The sequence below is a fragment of the Embleya sp. NPDC056575 genome (genome assembly GCF_042793325.1).
In the GTDB taxonomy this organism is placed as follows: Bacteria; Actinomycetota; Actinomycetes; order Streptomycetales; family Streptomycetaceae; genus Embleya.
Window position 1 is genome coordinate 78,148 of the sequence record NZ_JBHTVA010000042.1, and the last position, 16,062, is coordinate 94,209.

14 protein-coding genes and 1 pseudogene are annotated in these 16,062 nt (G+C 72.8%); 11 read left to right on the forward strand and 4 right to left on the reverse strand.

Annotation, left to right across the window (positions count from 1 at the left end; genetic code table 11):
• Nucleotides 1-59 precede the first annotated feature (59 nt).
• Nucleotides 60-1,220: a PP2C family protein-serine/threonine phosphatase gene (locus ACFRCG_RS29930; RefSeq protein WP_380037128.1), complete on the forward strand. Its 1,161-nt coding sequence runs from the start codon at nucleotides 60-62 to the stop codon at nucleotides 1,218-1,220.
• Nucleotides 1,221-1,229: 9 nt separating this feature from the next.
• Here the strand turns inward: ACFRCG_RS29930 and ACFRCG_RS29935 are convergent, their stop codons facing one another.
• A complete protein-coding gene (locus ACFRCG_RS29935) occupies nucleotides 1,230-2,078 on the reverse strand; it encodes an endonuclease/exonuclease/phosphatase family protein (protein ID WP_380037130.1) in 849 nt (282 codons plus the stop codon).
• A gap of 96 nt (nucleotides 2,079-2,174) precedes the next feature.
• Between ACFRCG_RS29935 and ACFRCG_RS29940 the strand changes: the two genes are divergently transcribed.
• Entirely contained in the window at nucleotides 2,175-3,593 is a 1,419-nt protein-coding gene (locus ACFRCG_RS29940; RefSeq protein ID WP_380037132.1) for a dipeptidase, read from the forward strand.
• Entirely contained in the window at nucleotides 3,590-4,510 is a 921-nt protein-coding gene (gene nudC / locus ACFRCG_RS29945) for an NAD(+) diphosphatase (RefSeq protein ID WP_380037134.1), read from the forward strand. Before ACFRCG_RS29940 ends, nudC begins: the two co-directional genes overlap by 4 nt.
• 144 nt (nucleotides 4,511-4,654) lie before the next feature.
• Here nudC and ACFRCG_RS29950 read toward each other — a convergent pair whose 3' ends face one another.
• Nucleotides 4,655-4,924: a mycoredoxin gene (locus tag ACFRCG_RS29950; protein ID WP_078979247.1), complete on the reverse strand. Its 270-nt coding sequence runs from the start codon at nucleotides 4,922-4,924 to the stop codon at nucleotides 4,655-4,657.
• Nucleotides 4,925-5,085: 161 nt separating this feature from the next.
• Here ACFRCG_RS29950 and ACFRCG_RS29955 point away from each other — a divergent pair, with 161 nt between their 5' ends.
• The 4 genes from ACFRCG_RS29955 to ACFRCG_RS29970 all read left to right on the forward strand — a co-directional run bounded on the left by ACFRCG_RS29955 (nucleotide 5,086) and on the right by ACFRCG_RS29970 (nucleotide 8,659).
• Nucleotides 5,086-7,302 (forward strand): ATP-dependent DNA helicase UvrD2, encoded by a 2,217-nt coding sequence (locus ACFRCG_RS29955; protein WP_380037136.1) that lies wholly within the window; start codon nucleotides 5,086-5,088, stop codon nucleotides 7,300-7,302.
• A gap of 175 nt (nucleotides 7,303-7,477) precedes the next feature.
• Nucleotides 7,478-7,900: a hypothetical protein gene (locus ACFRCG_RS29960; RefSeq protein WP_126637412.1), complete on the forward strand. Its 423-nt coding sequence runs from the start codon at nucleotides 7,478-7,480 to the stop codon at nucleotides 7,898-7,900.
• 202 nt (nucleotides 7,901-8,102) lie between these two features.
• Nucleotides 8,103-8,378 (forward strand): WhiB family transcriptional regulator, encoded by a 276-nt coding sequence (locus tag ACFRCG_RS29965; RefSeq protein WP_101897040.1) that lies wholly within the window; start codon nucleotides 8,103-8,105, stop codon nucleotides 8,376-8,378.
• 59 nt (nucleotides 8,379-8,437) lie between these two features.
• Nucleotides 8,438-8,659 carry a hypothetical protein gene (locus ACFRCG_RS29970; RefSeq protein ID WP_078975532.1) on the forward strand — a complete coding sequence of 74 codons (222 nt, stop codon included), beginning with the start codon at nucleotides 8,438-8,440 and terminating at the stop codon, nucleotides 8,657-8,659.
• A 105-nt stretch (nucleotides 8,660-8,764) separates the two neighbouring features.
• Here the strand turns inward: ACFRCG_RS29970 and ACFRCG_RS29975 are convergent, their stop codons facing one another.
• Together ACFRCG_RS29975 and ACFRCG_RS29980 are read right to left on the reverse strand one after the other, a co-directional pair.
• Nucleotides 8,765-10,231, reverse strand: a complete 1,467-nt coding sequence (locus ACFRCG_RS29975) for an ABC1 kinase family protein (RefSeq protein ID WP_380037138.1) — start codon at nucleotides 10,229-10,231, stop codon at nucleotides 8,765-8,767.
• Nucleotides 10,228-11,334 (reverse strand): ThiF family adenylyltransferase, encoded by a 1,107-nt coding sequence (locus ACFRCG_RS29980; RefSeq protein WP_380037141.1) that lies wholly within the window; start codon nucleotides 11,332-11,334, stop codon nucleotides 10,228-10,230. The genes ACFRCG_RS29975 and ACFRCG_RS29980 overlap by 4 nt, the downstream gene beginning before the upstream one ends.
• A gap of 332 nt (nucleotides 11,335-11,666) precedes the next feature.
• On the opposite strand from ACFRCG_RS29980, the pseudogene ACFRCG_RS29985 reads away from it, so the two are divergent.
• The 4 genes and pseudogenes from ACFRCG_RS29985 to ACFRCG_RS30000 all read left to right on the forward strand — a co-directional run.
• Nucleotides 11,667-12,167: pseudogene (locus tag ACFRCG_RS29985) on the forward strand (M48 family metallopeptidase); the annotation flags it as partial.
• 443 nt (nucleotides 12,168-12,610) lie between these two features.
• The gene (locus tag ACFRCG_RS29990) at nucleotides 12,611-14,446 is read left to right on the forward strand and encodes a TerD family protein (RefSeq protein WP_380037143.1); all 1,836 of its coding nucleotides are present in this window, start codon (nucleotides 12,611-12,613) and stop codon (nucleotides 14,444-14,446) included.
• Between the two features lie 7 nt (nucleotides 14,447-14,453).
• Complete coding sequence (locus ACFRCG_RS29995) at nucleotides 14,454-15,140, forward strand: AIM24 family protein (RefSeq protein ID WP_379994729.1); 687 nt, start codon at nucleotides 14,454-14,456, stop codon at nucleotides 15,138-15,140.
• Between the two features lie 22 nt (nucleotides 15,141-15,162).
• A complete protein-coding gene (locus tag ACFRCG_RS30000; protein ID WP_379994731.1) occupies nucleotides 15,163-15,918 on the forward strand; it encodes an AIM24 family protein in 756 nt (251 codons plus the stop codon).
• Nucleotides 15,919-16,062 lie beyond the last annotated feature (144 nt).

The window sequence follows — 16,062 nt, forward strand, 5'->3', positions numbered from 1 at the left end:
GTATGGTTTATGAGGATCGACACGACGGCGAACTTCGAACGGGACGGGAAACGGCACCGGTGCGCGGAACAGCACAGACGAGACGGGCACTGCGGCTCGTCGGCGTTGCGGGTGATCGTCCGCTGCTGCCGGTGATCGACCTGATCCTGCGCCTGCTGCCCTTCCTGGTGATCCTCGCGGTCGTCGTGCTGGCCGCCGCGACCCCGGAGAACGTGCACGTGGGTCCGCTGCTCGCGGTGGCACCGGCGCTGTCCGGGCTCACCCAGACGGCGCCGCGCGGTCCGCTGATCACCGGCGGTGTCGCGGCCGTGGTCTCGCTGGCCCTGGCCGCGCTCGGCCAGGGCCGGGGCGGCGGCGAACCGTACGTCACGCTGCTCTCGGTCGCGCTGGTGACCACCACCGCGTGGCTGGGCGTACACGTGCGCATGCGCCAGGAGCGCACCATCGAGGAGGTGCGCAGCGTGGCCGAGGCGGCACAGGAGGTGCTGCTGCCCCAGGTGCCCGGCACGGTGGGCCCGCTCACCGTCGGCGTGCGCTATCGCGCGGCGGCGGCCGAGGCGCGGATCGGCGGTGACCTGTACGAGGTGGTGCCCACGCCGTTCGGCGTCCGCGTGGCGATCGGCGACGTGCGGGGCAAGGGCCTCGGTGCGGTGCGCACCGCCGCCGCCGTGCTCAGCGCGTTCCGCGAGGCCGCCTACGAGGAGCCGGACCTGCCCGGCGTGGCCCGCCGGCTCTCGGCCAGCCTGGAGCGGCGACTCGGCGAGAACGACGAGGAGTTCGTCACGCTGATCCTGCTCGGCTTCCCGCCGGAGCCGGCGTGCGTGGACATCCTCAACTGCGGCCACCCCGCGCCGCTGCTGCTGCGCGCGGCGCGCGCCGAGGCGCTGGACCCGCCGACCCCGACCCCGCCGCTGGGCATCATGGACCTGCGCCGGCTCGACCTGCCGGTGTTGCGGGTGCCGCTGCTGCCGCGGGACCGGCTGCTGCTGTACACCGACGGCATCATCGAGGCGCGCAACCCGGCCGGCGAGTTCTACCCGTTGCCCGATCGGGCGCCGGACTCGCTGCCCGGCGTGGAGGACACCCTCGACCGGCTGGAGGCCGACGTGCGGCGACACGTGGGCCGACCGCTCCAGGACGACGCGGCGATGGTGCTCCTGGAGTACACCCCGGTGGTGGCCCGCCACGAGGACCTGCGCGGGGCCCGGCTCAGCGCCTGACGCCCGGGCTCAGCCCACCTTCAACTCGACCACCAGGGCGCAGTGGTCGGAGACGCCGAGGCGGACCGCCTCGGTGCGGCGCACCGAGGCGGGGCCGATGCCGTGTCCGAGCACGTGGTCGAACTGGACCCGCGGGCGGTACGACGGGTAGGTGGGCACCCGGGCCAGCGAGCGCCAGCGCACCGCGCCCGCGCCGCGTCCGCGCCGGCCGACCACCGCCTGCGGGATCCGGCCGGGCAGGTTGAAGTCGCCGAGCAGCAGTTGTGGACCGGGCAGGTCGGCGGTGGAGCGGCGGATCCGGGCGAGCTGGGAGATGTTCCAGCCGGGTACGAAGGACAGGTGCGCCGCGAGCACCGTGAACGGCCCGTGCGGCCCCTCGACCACCGCCGCGAGCACGCCCCGGGGCTCGTCCGGCACCCGGGTCAGGCCGGGCCGGCCCTGCACCCGCAGCGGCAGGCTCAGCGGCGCGGCCGGGAAACGGCGGACCCGCCAGCGCGAGACCGGCAGCCGGGACAGCAGCGCGATGCCGTATCCGGGCCCGCCCTCGCCCCGCTCTTTAGCCGCGTAGACCCGGCGCTCGCCCGGCACCGGCGGCTCCTGCGTCCACCCCGAGATCGGCGCCGGGACACCGTGCACCGAGGCCAGGAAGCGCCACTGGGACATGCCGAGCGCCTCGGCCGCGATCGCCGCCTGATCGGCGCCGCCGGAGCGCTCCTGGTGCCGGTCCACCTCTTGCAGGGCCACGATGTCGGCGTCCAGATCGGCCAGCGCGGCGCGCAGCCGATCCGGATCCGACACGCCGTCGGCGAGGTCCATGCCGTGCAGGAGGTTGAAGGTCGCGACACGCAACGTGGTCATCGGCCGACGGTAACCCGCCCGCCGGCCTGCCGTGCGCTTTCCGCCCGGCGACGGCCGCGTGCCGCCTGCGCGGGGGACGGGCATATGGTCGAATCCATGAGCATCACCGACCGCGGCGTCGTCGAATACATAGGCGCCCACGCCGACGACTTCCTCGCCGATCTGCGCACCTGGCTGGCCATCCCCTCGATCTCCGGCGACCCCGCGGCCGCGGCCGACGTCGCCCGCAGCGCGTGGTGGCTGGGCGGCGCGCTGCGCGACACCGGGTTCCCCATCGTCGAGGTGTGGGAGACGCCCGGGCTGCCGGCGGTGTTCGCCGAGTGGCCCTCGGCCGACCCGGACGCGCCGACCGTGCTCGTGTACGGACACCACGACGTGCAGCCCGCGGCGCTCGCCGACGGATGGAGCACGCCGCCGTTCGAGCCGACCGACGTCGGCGACCGGCTGTACGCGCGCGGCGCCGCGGACGACAAGGGGCAGGTGCTGTTCCACCTGCTCGGGGTGCGGGCGCACCTGGCGGCGACCGGACGCAGCACCCCCGCGGTGAATCTCAAGCTGATCGTCGAGGGCGAGGAGGAGTCCGGCTCGCCGCACCTGGCGGCGCTGCTGCGCGAGCGTCGCGACCGGCTCGCCTGCGACGTCGTGGTGGTCTCCGACACCGGGATGTGGGGCGCGGACACCCCCAGCACCTGCACCGGGATGCGCGGCCTCGCCGAGGTGCAGATCGACTTCCACGGCCCGAGCGCGGACATCCACTCCGGCTCGTTCGGCGGCGCGGTGCCCAACCCGGCGACCGCGCTGGCCCGGCTGATCGCCGCGCTGCACGACGAGGACGGGCACGTCACCATCCCCGGCTTCTACTCCGGGGTCGGCGAACTCACCGAGTACGAGCGGGAGTCGTTCGCCAAGCTGCCGTTCGACGAGAGCGTGTGGCTGGGCAACGCCAAGTCCGGCGCGGCGGCCGGCGAGGCCGGCTACAGCACCCTGGAGCGGGTGTGGGCGCGCCCGACGGCCGAGGTCAACGGAATCTGGGGCGGCTACACCGGCCCCGGTCGCAAGACCATCGTGCCCACCTCGGCGCACGCGAAGGTGTCCTTCCGGCTGGTGGACCGGCAGGACCCGGACGAGATCGAGCGGGTCGTGCGCGCGTGGGTGAGCGAGCGGGTGCCCGCCGGGATCCGCTGCGAGCTGGACTTCGGTACCGGCGTCCGGCCCTGCCTGACCCCGCTCGACCACCCCGCGCTGCGGGCGGTGGTGCGGGCGATGGGCCGCGCGTTCGACACCGAGATCCTGTACACGCGTGAGGGCGGTTCCGGGCCGGAGGCGGACCTTCAGGACGTGCTGCGCGCGCCGGTGGTCTTCCTGGGTGTCTCGCTGCCCGACGACGGCTGGCACTCGATCGACGAGAAGGTCGAGAAGCCGCTGCTGCTCAAGGGCGCCGAGGCCGCCGCGTATCTGTGGGAAGAGCTGGCCGCGGGCCGGCGCGACGCCGCGGCGGGGAGGGACGAGCGTTGATCCGCCCCAAGCCCGTCGCCGGGCAGGCACTGGCCCGATCCGCGCTCGACCGGGCGTCCGAACACCGCCTGGACCAGGCGTGGCTGGACGCGGCGTGGGCGCGGCCCGACACGCGCGTACTGGTCCTGGCGCAGGGCCGGGCGCGCTGGTCGGGCGAGGCGGGCGAACCCCGCCTGCTCCTGGTCGACTCGGCGAGCGCGCCGGTGGGCGAGCGCCGGTTGCTCGGCCTGGACGCGGCCGGCGTGGCGTACTTCGCGGTGGACGTCGAGAAGTTGCCGGAGCCCGCCGAGGACGGACACGAGGGCGGCCTGCGCGAGTTGGGCACGCTGCTCGACGACCGGGACGCGGGGCTGCTCGTGCACGCCACCGGGCTGCACCACTGGCATCGCACGCACCGGTTCTGCGCCCGCTGCGGGCAGCCGACGGAGTCGGCCGCGGCCGGGCACGTGCGGCGCTGCCCGGCCTGTGGCACCGAGCACTATCCGCGCACCGACCCGGCGGTGATCATGCTCGTGCTCGACCGGGACGACCGCTGCCTGCTCGGCCGCCAACCGCAGTGGCCCGAGCGGCGCTGGTCCACCTTCGCGGGCTTCGTCGAGCCCGGCGAGTCGCTGGAGCAGGCGGTGGCGCGCGAACTGCACGAGGAGGTCGGCGTGGTGACGTCGGCCACCACCTACGTGGCGAGCCAGCCGTGGCCGTTCCCCTCCAGCCTGATGCTGGGCTTCATGGCCTACGCGGTGGACGACAGGGTGCACGTGGACGGCGAGGAGATCTCCGAGGCCCGCTGGTTCGGCCGGGCCGAGTTCAAGGAGGCGATCGACACGGGTGAGGTGCTGATGCCCGGGTCGTTGTCCATCGCCCGGTACCTGATCGAGAAGTGGTACGGCGGCCCGCTGGACGAGGGCAACCACTGGTGAGCGCGGGGTGAACACGCTCCGGCCGGGTCGGCGACGAGTCTTCGTCGCGGACCCGGCCGGGGAGACCGTGCCGGCGCGTGTCTTCAGACCCCCGCCGAGCACCACGCCCGACGGGGGTCTGAAGACACGCGCTAGGGGGTGCGCTCAGGCGGCCAGTTCCGACACGGCGGCCTTGACCTGGGCCAGGCTCGGGTTGGTCGCGGTCCACAGCGGCGCGCCGCCGTCGGCGGGCAGGATGACCAGCGTCGGCACGGTCTGGTTGCCGCCGTTGACGCTCATCACGAAGTCGGCGGCCGCGGGGTCCTGCTCGATGTTCACCTCGGTGTAGGCGATGCCCTCGCGCTCCATCTGGCTCTTCAGCCGGCGGCAGTAGCCACACCAGGTCGTGCTGTACATCGTCACGGGGGCCGACATCGTCATGCGCTCCTTTGTGTTCGCCCGGTCCGGGAACGGCTGTCCCCAAGCCAAACGTGCGCCCCCTCGGTTTGATTCCACCGGGTTCCCGGACCTGTGCACATCGGAGCCGCTGTGCACAACCGGCCTCGGTGCGGCGCGATGCCTGAGAGGATGTGCCGATGATCGCTTCCCCCGACGACGTCCTCGACGCGCTCGATCCCGAGCAGCGGCGGGTGGCCGAGGCCGTCGACGGCGCGGTGTGCGTGCTCGCGGGCGCGGGCACCGGCAAGACGCGGGCGATCACCCACCGGATCGCCTACGGCGTGCTCTCCGGCGCGATGCAGCCCGGACAGACCCTGGCGGTCACCTTCACCGCGCGGGCCGCGGGGGAGCTGCGCGGCCGACTGCGCGACCTGGGCGTCCCGGGCGTACAGGCGCGTACGTTCCACTCGGCGGCGCTGCGCCAGCTGTCCTACTTCTGGCCGAAAGTGTTCGGCGGGCCGCCGCCGCAGCTGGTCGAGACCAAGATCATGCTGGTCCGCGACGCGGTGGCGCACTGCCGCCTGCGCGCCGATCGGGCCGAGCTGCGCGACATCACCGGCGAGATCGAGTGGGCCAAGGCCACCCAGACCGCGCCCGACGACTACCCGGGCGCGGTGCTCGCGGCGGGCCGCAAGCCGCCGCGCGCCGCCGCCGAGATCGCGCACGTCTACGCGGCCTACGAGAAGATCAAGTCCGGCAAGGGCCGGATGGACTTCGAGGACGTGCTGTTGCTCACCATCGGCCTGCTCGACGAGCGGCCCGAGGTGCGCGAGGCGGTGCAGGCGCAATACCGGCACTTCACCGTGGACGAATACCAGGACGTCAACCCGCTCCAGCAGCGCCTGCTCGACCTGTGGTCGACCGGGGCCCGCAGCCTGTGCGTGGTCGGCGACGCGAGCCAGACCATCTACTCGTTCACCGGCGCCACACCCGCCTACCTGCTCGGATTCCGCCGCCGCCATCCCGACGCGAAGCTGGTCGAGCTGGTCCGCGACTACCGCTCGACCCCGCAGGTGGTGGGCCTGGCCAACCGGCTGCTCGCGCGCGCCGGCGGCGAGGCGGCCAAGCACCGGCTCCAGCTGATCTCGCAGCGCGGCACCGGCCCGGAGCCCGACTTCGTCGAGCACGCCGACGAGCAGGCCGAGGCGGAGAGCACCGCGAAGCGCGTGCGCGCGCTGATCGACGACGGGGTGCGGCCCGCCGAGATCGCCGTGTTGTTCCGCACCAACGCGCAGTCCGAGTCCTACGAGCAGGCGCTCGCCGACCAGTCGGTGGCCTACCTGCTCAAGGGCGCCGAGCGCTTCTTCGAGCGGCCCGAGATCCGGCAGGCGATGGGCTTCCTGCGCGCGCACGCGATCTCCGGCGGCATCGACGCGGAGGCCGGGCCGTTGGCGGCCGAGGTGCGCGCGGTGCTCGGCGGCACCGGCTGGAGCGCGGAGCCGCCCGCGGGATCCGGCCAGGCCCGGGAGACGTGGGAGTCGGTGGCCGCGCTGGTCCGGCTGGCCGAGGAGTTCGCGGTCAAGCAGCCGCGGGCGTCGCTGCGCGAGTTCACCGTCGAGCTGGCCGAGCGGGCGAGCGCCCAGCACGCGCCGACGGTGGAGGGCGTGACCCTCGCGTCGCTGCACGCGGCCAAGGGGCTGGAGTGGGACGCGGTGTTCCTGGTCGGCCTCAACGAGGGCATGATGCCGATCTCCTACGCCGACACCCCGGACAAGATCGAGGAGGAGCGCCGGCTGCTCTACGTCGGGGTGACCCGGGCGCGTGAGCGGTTGACCCTGTCCTGGTCGCTGGCCCGCACCCCGGGCGGGCGCGGGCGTACGGCGTCGCGGTTTCTGGACGGGCTGCGCGGCCCCGGCGGCGGGCGCGGCGTCGGCTCGGCGCGGCCCGACGCGTACCGCTCGCCCGGCACCGGGGCGAGCCCGGGCGGGGTGGTTCGGCCCCGGCGCAAGGTTGGCCCGGTGCGCTGCCGGGTGTGCGCGCGGGCACTCCAGGACGCCGCCGAGCGCAAGATCGGACGCTGTCTGGACTGCCCGTCGGACGTGGACGAGTTCCTGCTCGGGCGACTGCGCGAGTGGCGACTGCGCCGGGCCGACGAGCACAGTCAGCCCGCCTTCGTGGTCTTCACCGACGCGACGCTCACCGCGATCGCCGAGACCCGTCCGCTCAACGAGCGCCAACTCGCCGCGATTCCGGGGGTGAGCCGGACCAAGCTGGAGCGATTCGGGGACGACGTGCTCGCGCTGTGTGCCGGCCACGACCTGGCGATCGAGCCCGATCCGGACGACTACGGGCACATTCCGGAGGTCGAACACGACCACGAGTCGGCCATCGAGGATGCCCCCGACGGGGGGTGAGATGCGAGGGGTTTCCCTCGAGTGACGAGGGCCATGCAATAAATCGTTTGCGCCTTGCTCCAAACCGCATCTACGCTCACGAGCACGGTCGGAACGTTCGACCGTGCTCGTCCATGAAACCTGGAAGCACCCCTGCGGTGTTGCCCCGAAACCCTCTCGGAAGGAGGTGAACGTCGTGATTACCAGGAACCTGAAAGCCCAGCGTCAGGCGTTCGCCGTCACTCCGGTCGTGGTGTCGGTGGGCTCCGCCAAGCTGTCGCATGCCGATCTCTCCGTGTCCACGTCCGGCTTGGCCGGGCTCCCCGTGGTGACGTCCTATGCCGGGACCGATGCCCTGATCACCGCCTCCGCGCGACTGCGTGGCAACGGCAGTGGTGTGTCCGCAGCAGCGGGCGCCTCAGGACTCGTCGGTCTGGCGGACAGCGCCGAGGGTCCGTGGCAAGGCGAGCAGGCGGCAAAGGCGCGTCGCGACGAGCGACCGTCGAGCGCGGCGGCTTGCGAGCAGGCGCAGAAGCAGGAATCGCAGCGGGCCAATGGCATGACCATGGCCGGCTTTGCCGGGAACAACGGGTATCCGTCCTGGAGGAACAGGACCTGACGAGACGTCAGGTCGGCACCCTCCAGGGCCGCGGAATCCCGAACACCGGGATCCGCGGCCCTTGTCTTTTGTCGGCTGTCAGCAAAAACCGAGTAGCGACCACCGGGGACGCGAGTCCCACGAATCACAGGAGCACCACGTGCCCCACGGCAAACCCCCCGCACCCGGCAGTACAGCCACAGCGACATCGGAGGTAGACCTGATGACCCTCACCGGTTTCGAGGACGTCGAGCAGCTCGAGTCCACGATCCCCTGCCGTTCCTACGACCCCGAGGTCTTCTTCGCCGAGTCCCCGGAGGACGTCGAGTACGCGAAGGCCCTGTGCCGCGAGTGCCCGGTGCGCGAGATGTGCCTGCAGGGCGCGCTCGAGCGCCGTGAGCCCTGGGGCGTGTGGGGCGGCGAGCTCTTCGTGCAGGGTGTCGTCGTCGCCCGCAAGCGTCCCCGTGGCCGTCCGCGCAAGACGGAGGTCGCCGCGTGACCCCCCCGGCGGGACCCCGACGCACCAGGACCAGAGATCGCGCGTACGCGCAGGAACCCATGAAGCACATTCACGACACGAACGCAGTTCTTCCCATGGACAGGAGCCGGGAGTTGCATCTGATCAACGAAGCCCTGGCGAGGGCTCGGATGGATCAGGAGCTCCGCGAGGCGGAGCTCCAACGAAGGGCGTACCACGTCCGGATGGCGCGCAGGATGCGTCGTCGGGCCGAGGTCGCCTCCATGCGGGCGCGCCGGGCGCTGGCCATCGCGGTGATGTAGTCGAGCCGGTTCGCGAACGCCGAAGGGCGGGCACCCCCACCAAGGGGGCGCCCGCCCTTCGGCGTTCGCGCGGATCGGCGCCGGGGCCGACCGGTCGGACGGTGCCTAACGACCGGCGGCGTCCGCCTCGCCCGTCGTGTTCTTCGGGGCCGGTGCGTCGGCCGGTGCGTCGGCCGGGTCGTCCTCGATCTCCTCGATCTCCTCGATGTCCTCGAACTCCTCGATCGCCTCGAGGGAGAAGTCGAACTCCTCGGCCTCGTAGTCGTCTTCGAAGCCGGGCAGCCAGGTGGCCAGTTCCTCGCGGAAGGGGGCGGTGGCGCCCAGCTGACACAGCACGCCGATGGTGCTCAGCGTGACCCGGTGGATCAGCAGATAGCTCGGCGGCAGGTTGAGCTGGCGGGCCAGCGCGGAGGCGGGATTGCGCGGGTCGCCGATCCGCGCGCCCTGTTCGCGCATCCACGCCCGGGTGAAGGTGAACTCCTCGACCTCGGCCGGTTCCAGGAACGGCAGCAGGTAGTCCAGCACCTCGCCGGCGTCCAGCTTGATCGACGGCTTGACGAAGCCCTCGGTGCGCAACACCTGCATGACGCTGTCCGCGTCGCCGTCGAGCGCGAGCCGGAAGGCCCGGCCGATCGGCTCGGGCAGCCCCTCGGGCAACCGGTTGACCGTGCCGAAGTCCAACACGCCCAGGCGCCCGTCGGCCAGCAGTCGGAAGTTGCCCGGGTGCGAGTCGGCGTGCAGCATGCCGGTGCGGGCCGGACCGGAGAACAGGAAGCGGGTGAGCATGTGCCCGGCCCGGTCGCGCTCCTCCCGGGTGCCCTTGTCGATCACCTTGGACAGCGGTGTGCCGTCCATCCACTCGGTGATCAGCACCCGCTCGGTCTGGTGCACCACGTGCGGCACGAAGATGTCGGGGTCGCCGTCGAACTCCACGGCGTGCGCGGTCTGCGCCTCCGCCTCCAGCTGGTAGTCCAGTTCCTCGGCCACCCGGGCCTTGAGTTCGGCGATCAGCGGCTTGACGTCGATGCCCGGGATCAGCGCGCCGGCGAAGCGGGCCACGTGGCCGAGCTGGTTGAGGTCGGAGATCAGCGCGTCGCCGGCCCCGGGGTATTGGATCTTGACCGCGACCGTGCGGCCGTCGTGCCAGACCGCCCGGTGCACCTGGCCGATCGAGGCGGCGGCCGCGGGCGTCTCGGAGAACTCCTCGAACAACGTGCGCCAGTCGTCGCCGAGGTTGTCCGCGAGCGCCTTGTGCACGGTGCGCGCGGGCATCGGCGGCGCCGCGTCCTGAAGTTTGGTCAGCGCCGAGCGGTAGGGCCCGGCCACCTCCTCGGGCAGCGCCGCCTCGAACACCGACAGGGCCTGCCCGAGTTTCATCGCGCCGCCCTTCAACTCCCCGAGCACCTTGAAGAGTTGTTGCGCGGTGCGCGCCTGCAGCTCCGCCGCGACGATCTCGGCCGGTCTGCCGCCGATGCGCCTGCCCAGGCCCAGTGTCGCCCGGCCGGCCACCCCCAGCGGGAGGGACGCGAGCTTGGCGGTGCGGGTGACGGCCCTGCGCGGAAGATCGCTCACGCGACCCATTGTGTCCGACTCGGCGGCGCGGCATGTGTGATGGGGCCCACGTCTTGCGCCGGGCGGGTGGCGCCGCAGTCGCAGCGCGCGTGCGGCGCCCAGCTCCGGCGCCGGGTCAGCCCGTCGGGCAGCTCGATCTCCACCGTCCCGTCCACGGTGGTGGGCAGCCCGCCGTCGAGGAAGGTGAGCACCTGGAGGGCGGCCCGGGCGGCGACCTCGGTGGCCAGCACCACGTCGCACGGCGGCTCGCCCGGACCGGGCGCGGCCGCGAGTTGGGCGAGCAGGCGCGGCCAGCCCGGATCCCGGTCGCTGCGGGCCAGGTCCAGACACCGACCGCAGGCCGAGCGGCCGACCAGGACGAACGGCCCGATGACCCCCGTGGTCTCGCGGATGTCGGCGTACAGGTGCGGCACCCGCTGTCGGACCAGCCGGGTGCCGGGGGCCGGATCCGGACGGCCCTCCGGGACCAGCACCGCGACGTCGGGCGTGCCCCGCCCGGCGGGCAGCGCGCAGCGCACCCCCGGGGCCAACCGGCGCAGCGCGGCCCGCACGGTGGTCTCCCGGCGCGGTCGCTCCGCGTCCCAGCCGTAGGCCACCGGCCCCGCGTCACCCGCCCGCACCGGTCGGCGATCCGCGGGCACCACGTGCCCGACGCCGGCGGCGGCGAGCAGCCCGGCCACCGCCGCGCCCACCCGACCGGCGCCGTGCACCGCCACCACCGCCCGCGAGCGCCGGTCCAGCGCGGCCAGGCCCGCGCCGCCGCTGCCGTGCACCAGCGCCAGTGAGGTCAGGTCCGGGCCGAGCCGGGCCCGCTCGTGCGGCAGCGCCGGCACCGGGGTGGGCCGCCCGGAGGCGTCCTCGAGCACGTCCTCCCGGGCGAGCAGGTCGAGCACCGCCGCGGCCCGGGCACGGGGCAGGCCGACGCGGTCGGCGAGTTCGTAGGTCCGGGCCAGGTCCCGGGTGCCGTCCAGGTGTTCCGCGAAACGGGTGGTGACCGGATCGAGCCCGCCCAGCAGCACCGCCCGAGCCGGGTCCAGGCCCAGTTGCAGGGTCTGTCGATCGCGCCACAGCCGGCGCAGGGCGGGCTTGAGCAGCGGACGCATGGGCGGCCTCCGGGGGACAGTACGCGCGGACGGGCGGCGACGACCGAGACCCGACGCAGCGGGCTCGACCGGCCCCAGCGTGCCCGCCGGCGACCGGACCGGGTATTTGGTTGTCCACAGCCCGCGTATGAATATGCTATTTGGAAATATTAGGCACAGAACAATGGAATGGGAGCAATCGCGCGAATAGTGCTTATACCCGCGAATATGCTCGCGAATATGCCCGCGAAAAGCGATGTGGAATATCCCCGCCGGCCCGAAGCGGGCGCGCCCTGTCGGTGCCGTCGGTTAACGTCCTGGTTGTGGTCGCGGATCCCGGGGTCGGACACGACATGCTGTCCGGAGCCCCGTACCAGGGTGCCGTCGAGGTGCGTCGCAGCGCCCGACGGAAACGAACCGTATCGGCGTACCGGGACGGGGACCGAACCGTGGTCCTGCTGCCCGGCCGCATGACGCAGACCGAGGAGAAACGCTGGGTCGGCGTGATGCTGGAGCGCCTGGCCGCCCAGGAGCGCCGCCGACGGCCCAGCGACGAGGACCTGGCCGTGCGCGCCCGGGAGCTGTCCGCCCGCTATCTCGACGGTCGGGCCGAGCCCGCGAGTGTGCGCTGGGTGGCCAACCAGAACACCCGCTGGGGATCGTGCACACCGGTCGACGGCACCATCCGGCTCTCCACCCGCCTGCGCGGCATGCCGACCTATGTCGTCGACTATGTATTGCTGCACGAGTTGGCGCATTTGCTGGTGCCCGGACACGGACCGCGTTTTTGGACGCTGCTCGCCGCATATCCGCGCACCGAACGCGCGCGGGGATATCTGGAGGGCGTCGCGGCCGTGAGCGGGTCGGCGATGAGCGACGAGGGCGACACCGATCCGGCCGCCGTCGAGCCGCCGCGCACCGGGGCCGAACCGCCGGCGCCGACCCGGGGGCGCACTCCCGCGGCCGGTGCGCGCGGCGCCCGCAAGGGCACCGCCGCTGCGGACGGTACCCGGTCGGGGACAACGCGCGATCGGGCCGCCCGCAAGCCTCGCGGCTGACCGGGATCCGGCTCGGCACAGTCGTCGCGGCGCCGGATTCGGGCGTATAGCGTGAGGCGCGTACGCGGACGGAGCGGTCGCGGAAACACGCCCGCCGGGGGGCACGAGCGGCCCGCCCGGCGCGCAGCCGTACCCCGACCGGGGCGCAGCCGATGTTGTAGCGTGCCGAGCGCGGCGGGGACCCAGGTGGTGGGCGCCCGCACCGCCGGCGGCGGAAAAGCGGGGAAGGGAGCCACACAGTGGTCGAGTTCAGGAAGGGACAGAAGTCGAAGCTGTCCGACCTGACCGCGGGGACCGATCTGTATGTCGGGGTGCGGTTGGACGCCCCCGGGCTGACGTTCGACATCGCGTGCTTCGGGTTGGACGCGGGCGAGCGGCTGTCCGACGATCGGTACTTCGTCTTCTTCAACCAGCCCAAATCGCCCGAGGAGTCGATCCAACTCCTCGGCGCGCAGGCCGGCGACACCGAGTCCTTCCGGGTGACCCTCGATCGGGTCCCGCCGCACGTCAACAAGCTCGCGTTCACCGCGACGATCGACGGCGACGGGGTGATGTCCCAGGTCGGATCCGGCTATCTGCGGATCGTGGCGGGCGGCCAGGAGGTCGCGCGCTACTCGTTCACCGGGCGCGAGTTCAGCACCGAGCGCGCGGTGATGATCGCCGACATCTACAAGAAGGACGTCTGGCGGTTCTCCGCCGTCGGCCAGGGCTTCGACGGCGGACTGCGCGCGCTCCTGGAGAACTTCGGCGGCGAGGTCGCCGAGGACGAGCCGGAGCAGGCGTCCGCGCCCGCGCCGGTGCCGCCCGGCGGCGCACCCGGATTCGCCCCGCCCGGCGCCGGCGTGCCCCCGCAGCAGCACCAGTCGCCGCCGTCCTTCGGCCCGCCCGGTGGTGGTCCGCCGCCGCCCCCGCCCGCGCCCACGCCGAACTTCGGGCCGCCGCCCGGCGCGCCCCAGCCGGTCGGCGCGATGCCGCACGGCGGTCCGCCGCCCGGGCACGACGGCCCGCCCCAGTACGGCGGCACCCCGCCGCACGGCGCCCCCGGCGGCTACCCGCCGCCGCCCGGCCCGCCGCAGTACCAGCAGGGTCCGGGCACGCCGCCGCACGGCGCGCCGGGAGGCTACCCGCCCCCGCCCGGCCCCGGCGGCTACCCGAACCCGAACCAGACGCCGCACCAGGGGCACATGGCGCCGCCCGCGCCCCCCGGCACGGGTCAGCCCGGTGGTTACCCGCCGCCGCCCGGCCCCGGGGGCTACCCGCCGCCCGGCCCGCCCGGACCCGGCGGCTACCCCGGCCAGATGCAGCCCACGCTTCAGATGCCGGTCCCCGGTGGCCCGGGCGGACCGCCGCCCGGCCAGGGCATGCCCCCCGGTCCCGGCATGCAGCAGGGCGTCGGCGTCGCGACGCCCGAGCCCGCCTTCCAGTACGGCATCGACCAGTACCGCGAGGTGCCCGCCGGCGGTCGCTGGAGCCAGCAGAACCCCAAGATGGTCCGCGTCGACGTCTCCGGCGGCAAGGTGATCGCCCGCCAGGGCGTCATGGTGGCCTACCAGGGCGACGTGAAGTTCAAGTTCCAGGGGCAGAGCCTGCGCAACCGGTTCGACAACCGGCAGACCGGCCAGTCGCTCGAACTGATGCGCTGCGAGGGCAGCGGCGAGGTGTTCCTCGCCGAGGACGCCGCGCACCTGCACCTGGTCGAACTCCAGGGCAACAAGCTGTTCGTCAACGTGGCCAACGTGCTCGCGTTCGACGAGGGGCTGACCCTGGAGCCGGCCCGCGTCGAGGGCGTGGGAATCCCCGGCGGCGCGCTGTTCGCGCAGACCTTCACCGGTCAGGGCACGGTCGTGATCAAGACCAAGGGCATCCCGCTGGTGCTGCCGGTGCAGGGGCCGACCTTCGCGGACAGCAACGCGATCGTGGCCTGGACCGGTACCCAAATGCAGGTCTCCACCACGACCCAGATGCGGCTGCGCCGTACCGCGTTCCCCGGGTACAGCGGCGAGACGGTCAACCTGCAGTTCCGCTGCCCGCCGCAGGCCAACAACTTCATCGTCGTCCAGCCCTACGAGGTGTGAGGGGAACATGGATCAGCAACTGATCGCCGCGTACGGGCAGACCGCCCCCCAGGCGCGCATGAGCGCGCACGGCCACAAGATCTGCCGGGCCAACATCCAGCCCGGCGCACCCGGTGTGCTGGCCAAGCAGGGCTCGATGATCGCCTACGAGGGCTACATCACCTTCGAGGGCTACGGCCAGGGCATGCAGCGCCGGGTGACCGGCGGGATCACCGGCGAACGTATGCAGTTGATGCGGTGCACCGGACAGGGCGACATCTACTTCGCCGACTACGGCGCGGACGTGGCCATCATGCAGCTCAACCCGGGTGAGGGCCTGTCGGTCAACGCGAGCAACATCCTCGCGTTCGACGAGAACCTGGAACACCGGATCAAGATGGTGAGCGGGGTCACCGCGAAGTTCAGCGGCAACGGCCTGTTCAACATGGAGCTGTCCGGTCAGGGCTGGGTGGCGATCACCACGCGCGGCACCCCGGTGGTGCTCAACCCCGCCGAGCGCGAGACCTACGTCGACCCCGACGCGCTGGTCGCCTGGAGCACCAGCCTCAAGGTCGGCACCAAACGCTCGATGCGCCTCGGCGGCATCGTCGGGCGCGGTTCCGGCGAGGCGATGCAGGTGTCCTTCAAGGGCAACGGCTTCGTCGTGGTGCAACCGGCCGAGGACGCCACCGACCGTTTCCACGTGCGCGGCTGACCGCGAGCCAAGGAGGAACACCGTGCAGAGCTCGCTTTTCGGCCACGCGCCGGTACACAACCCCGAGCGGTACAGCTTGCAGAACGAGCACATGCTCAAGGTCCAGCTCGGCAACGGGCACCCGGACCACTGCCTGGCCCGGGTCGGCTCGATGGTGGCCTACCAGGGCGCGATCGACTTCGACGGAAACCTGCGCAGCGGCGCCGAACAGCAGGCCGCCGCGGCCACCGGCGAACAGCTCCAGCTGATGCGCGCGCAGGGCACCGGCACCATGTGGCTGGCCAACATGGCCCAGTCGATCCACGTGCTCGACCTCGACTTCGAGGGACTGAGCGTGGACGGGCAGTACGTACTGGCCCTGGACAGCACGCTGAGCTGGAACGTGGTCGCGATCGAGAGCGCCCAGTCGGTCGCCGGCGCCGGGTCGTACAACCTCGACATCAGCGGCAACGGCAAGATCGCGCTGATGACCTCGGGCAAGCCGCTGATCATGCGGGTCAGCCACGGCGCCGAGGTGTTCGCGGACGCCGACGCCGTGATCGCGTGGAGCAGCCGATTGCAGATCAGCATGCAGGCGCAGACGAACTCGGCCCGGATCTATCGCCGCCGCCGGGGCACCGGCGAGGGCTGGAACATGGCCTTCATGGGCGAGGGCTACGTGGTGGTCCAGCCCAGCGAACTGCTCCCGCCGGTCGAGTTCATCCAGCCCGGCGGCTACCTCGCCAACCGCGGCCTCGGCCAGGACGGCGGGGTCCGCGGCAACACGTGGGGCCAGTAGCACCCGGGCCCGGGAAACCGGGAAGCAGCGACGCCGAGGGGGGGGGGCGGCCCCCCCCCCCGGGGGGCCCCCCCCCCCGCCGCGGGGGGGTGATCGGGCGGGAGAATAAAAAAAAAAAGACCCCCCACACAAAACCAAGCAACG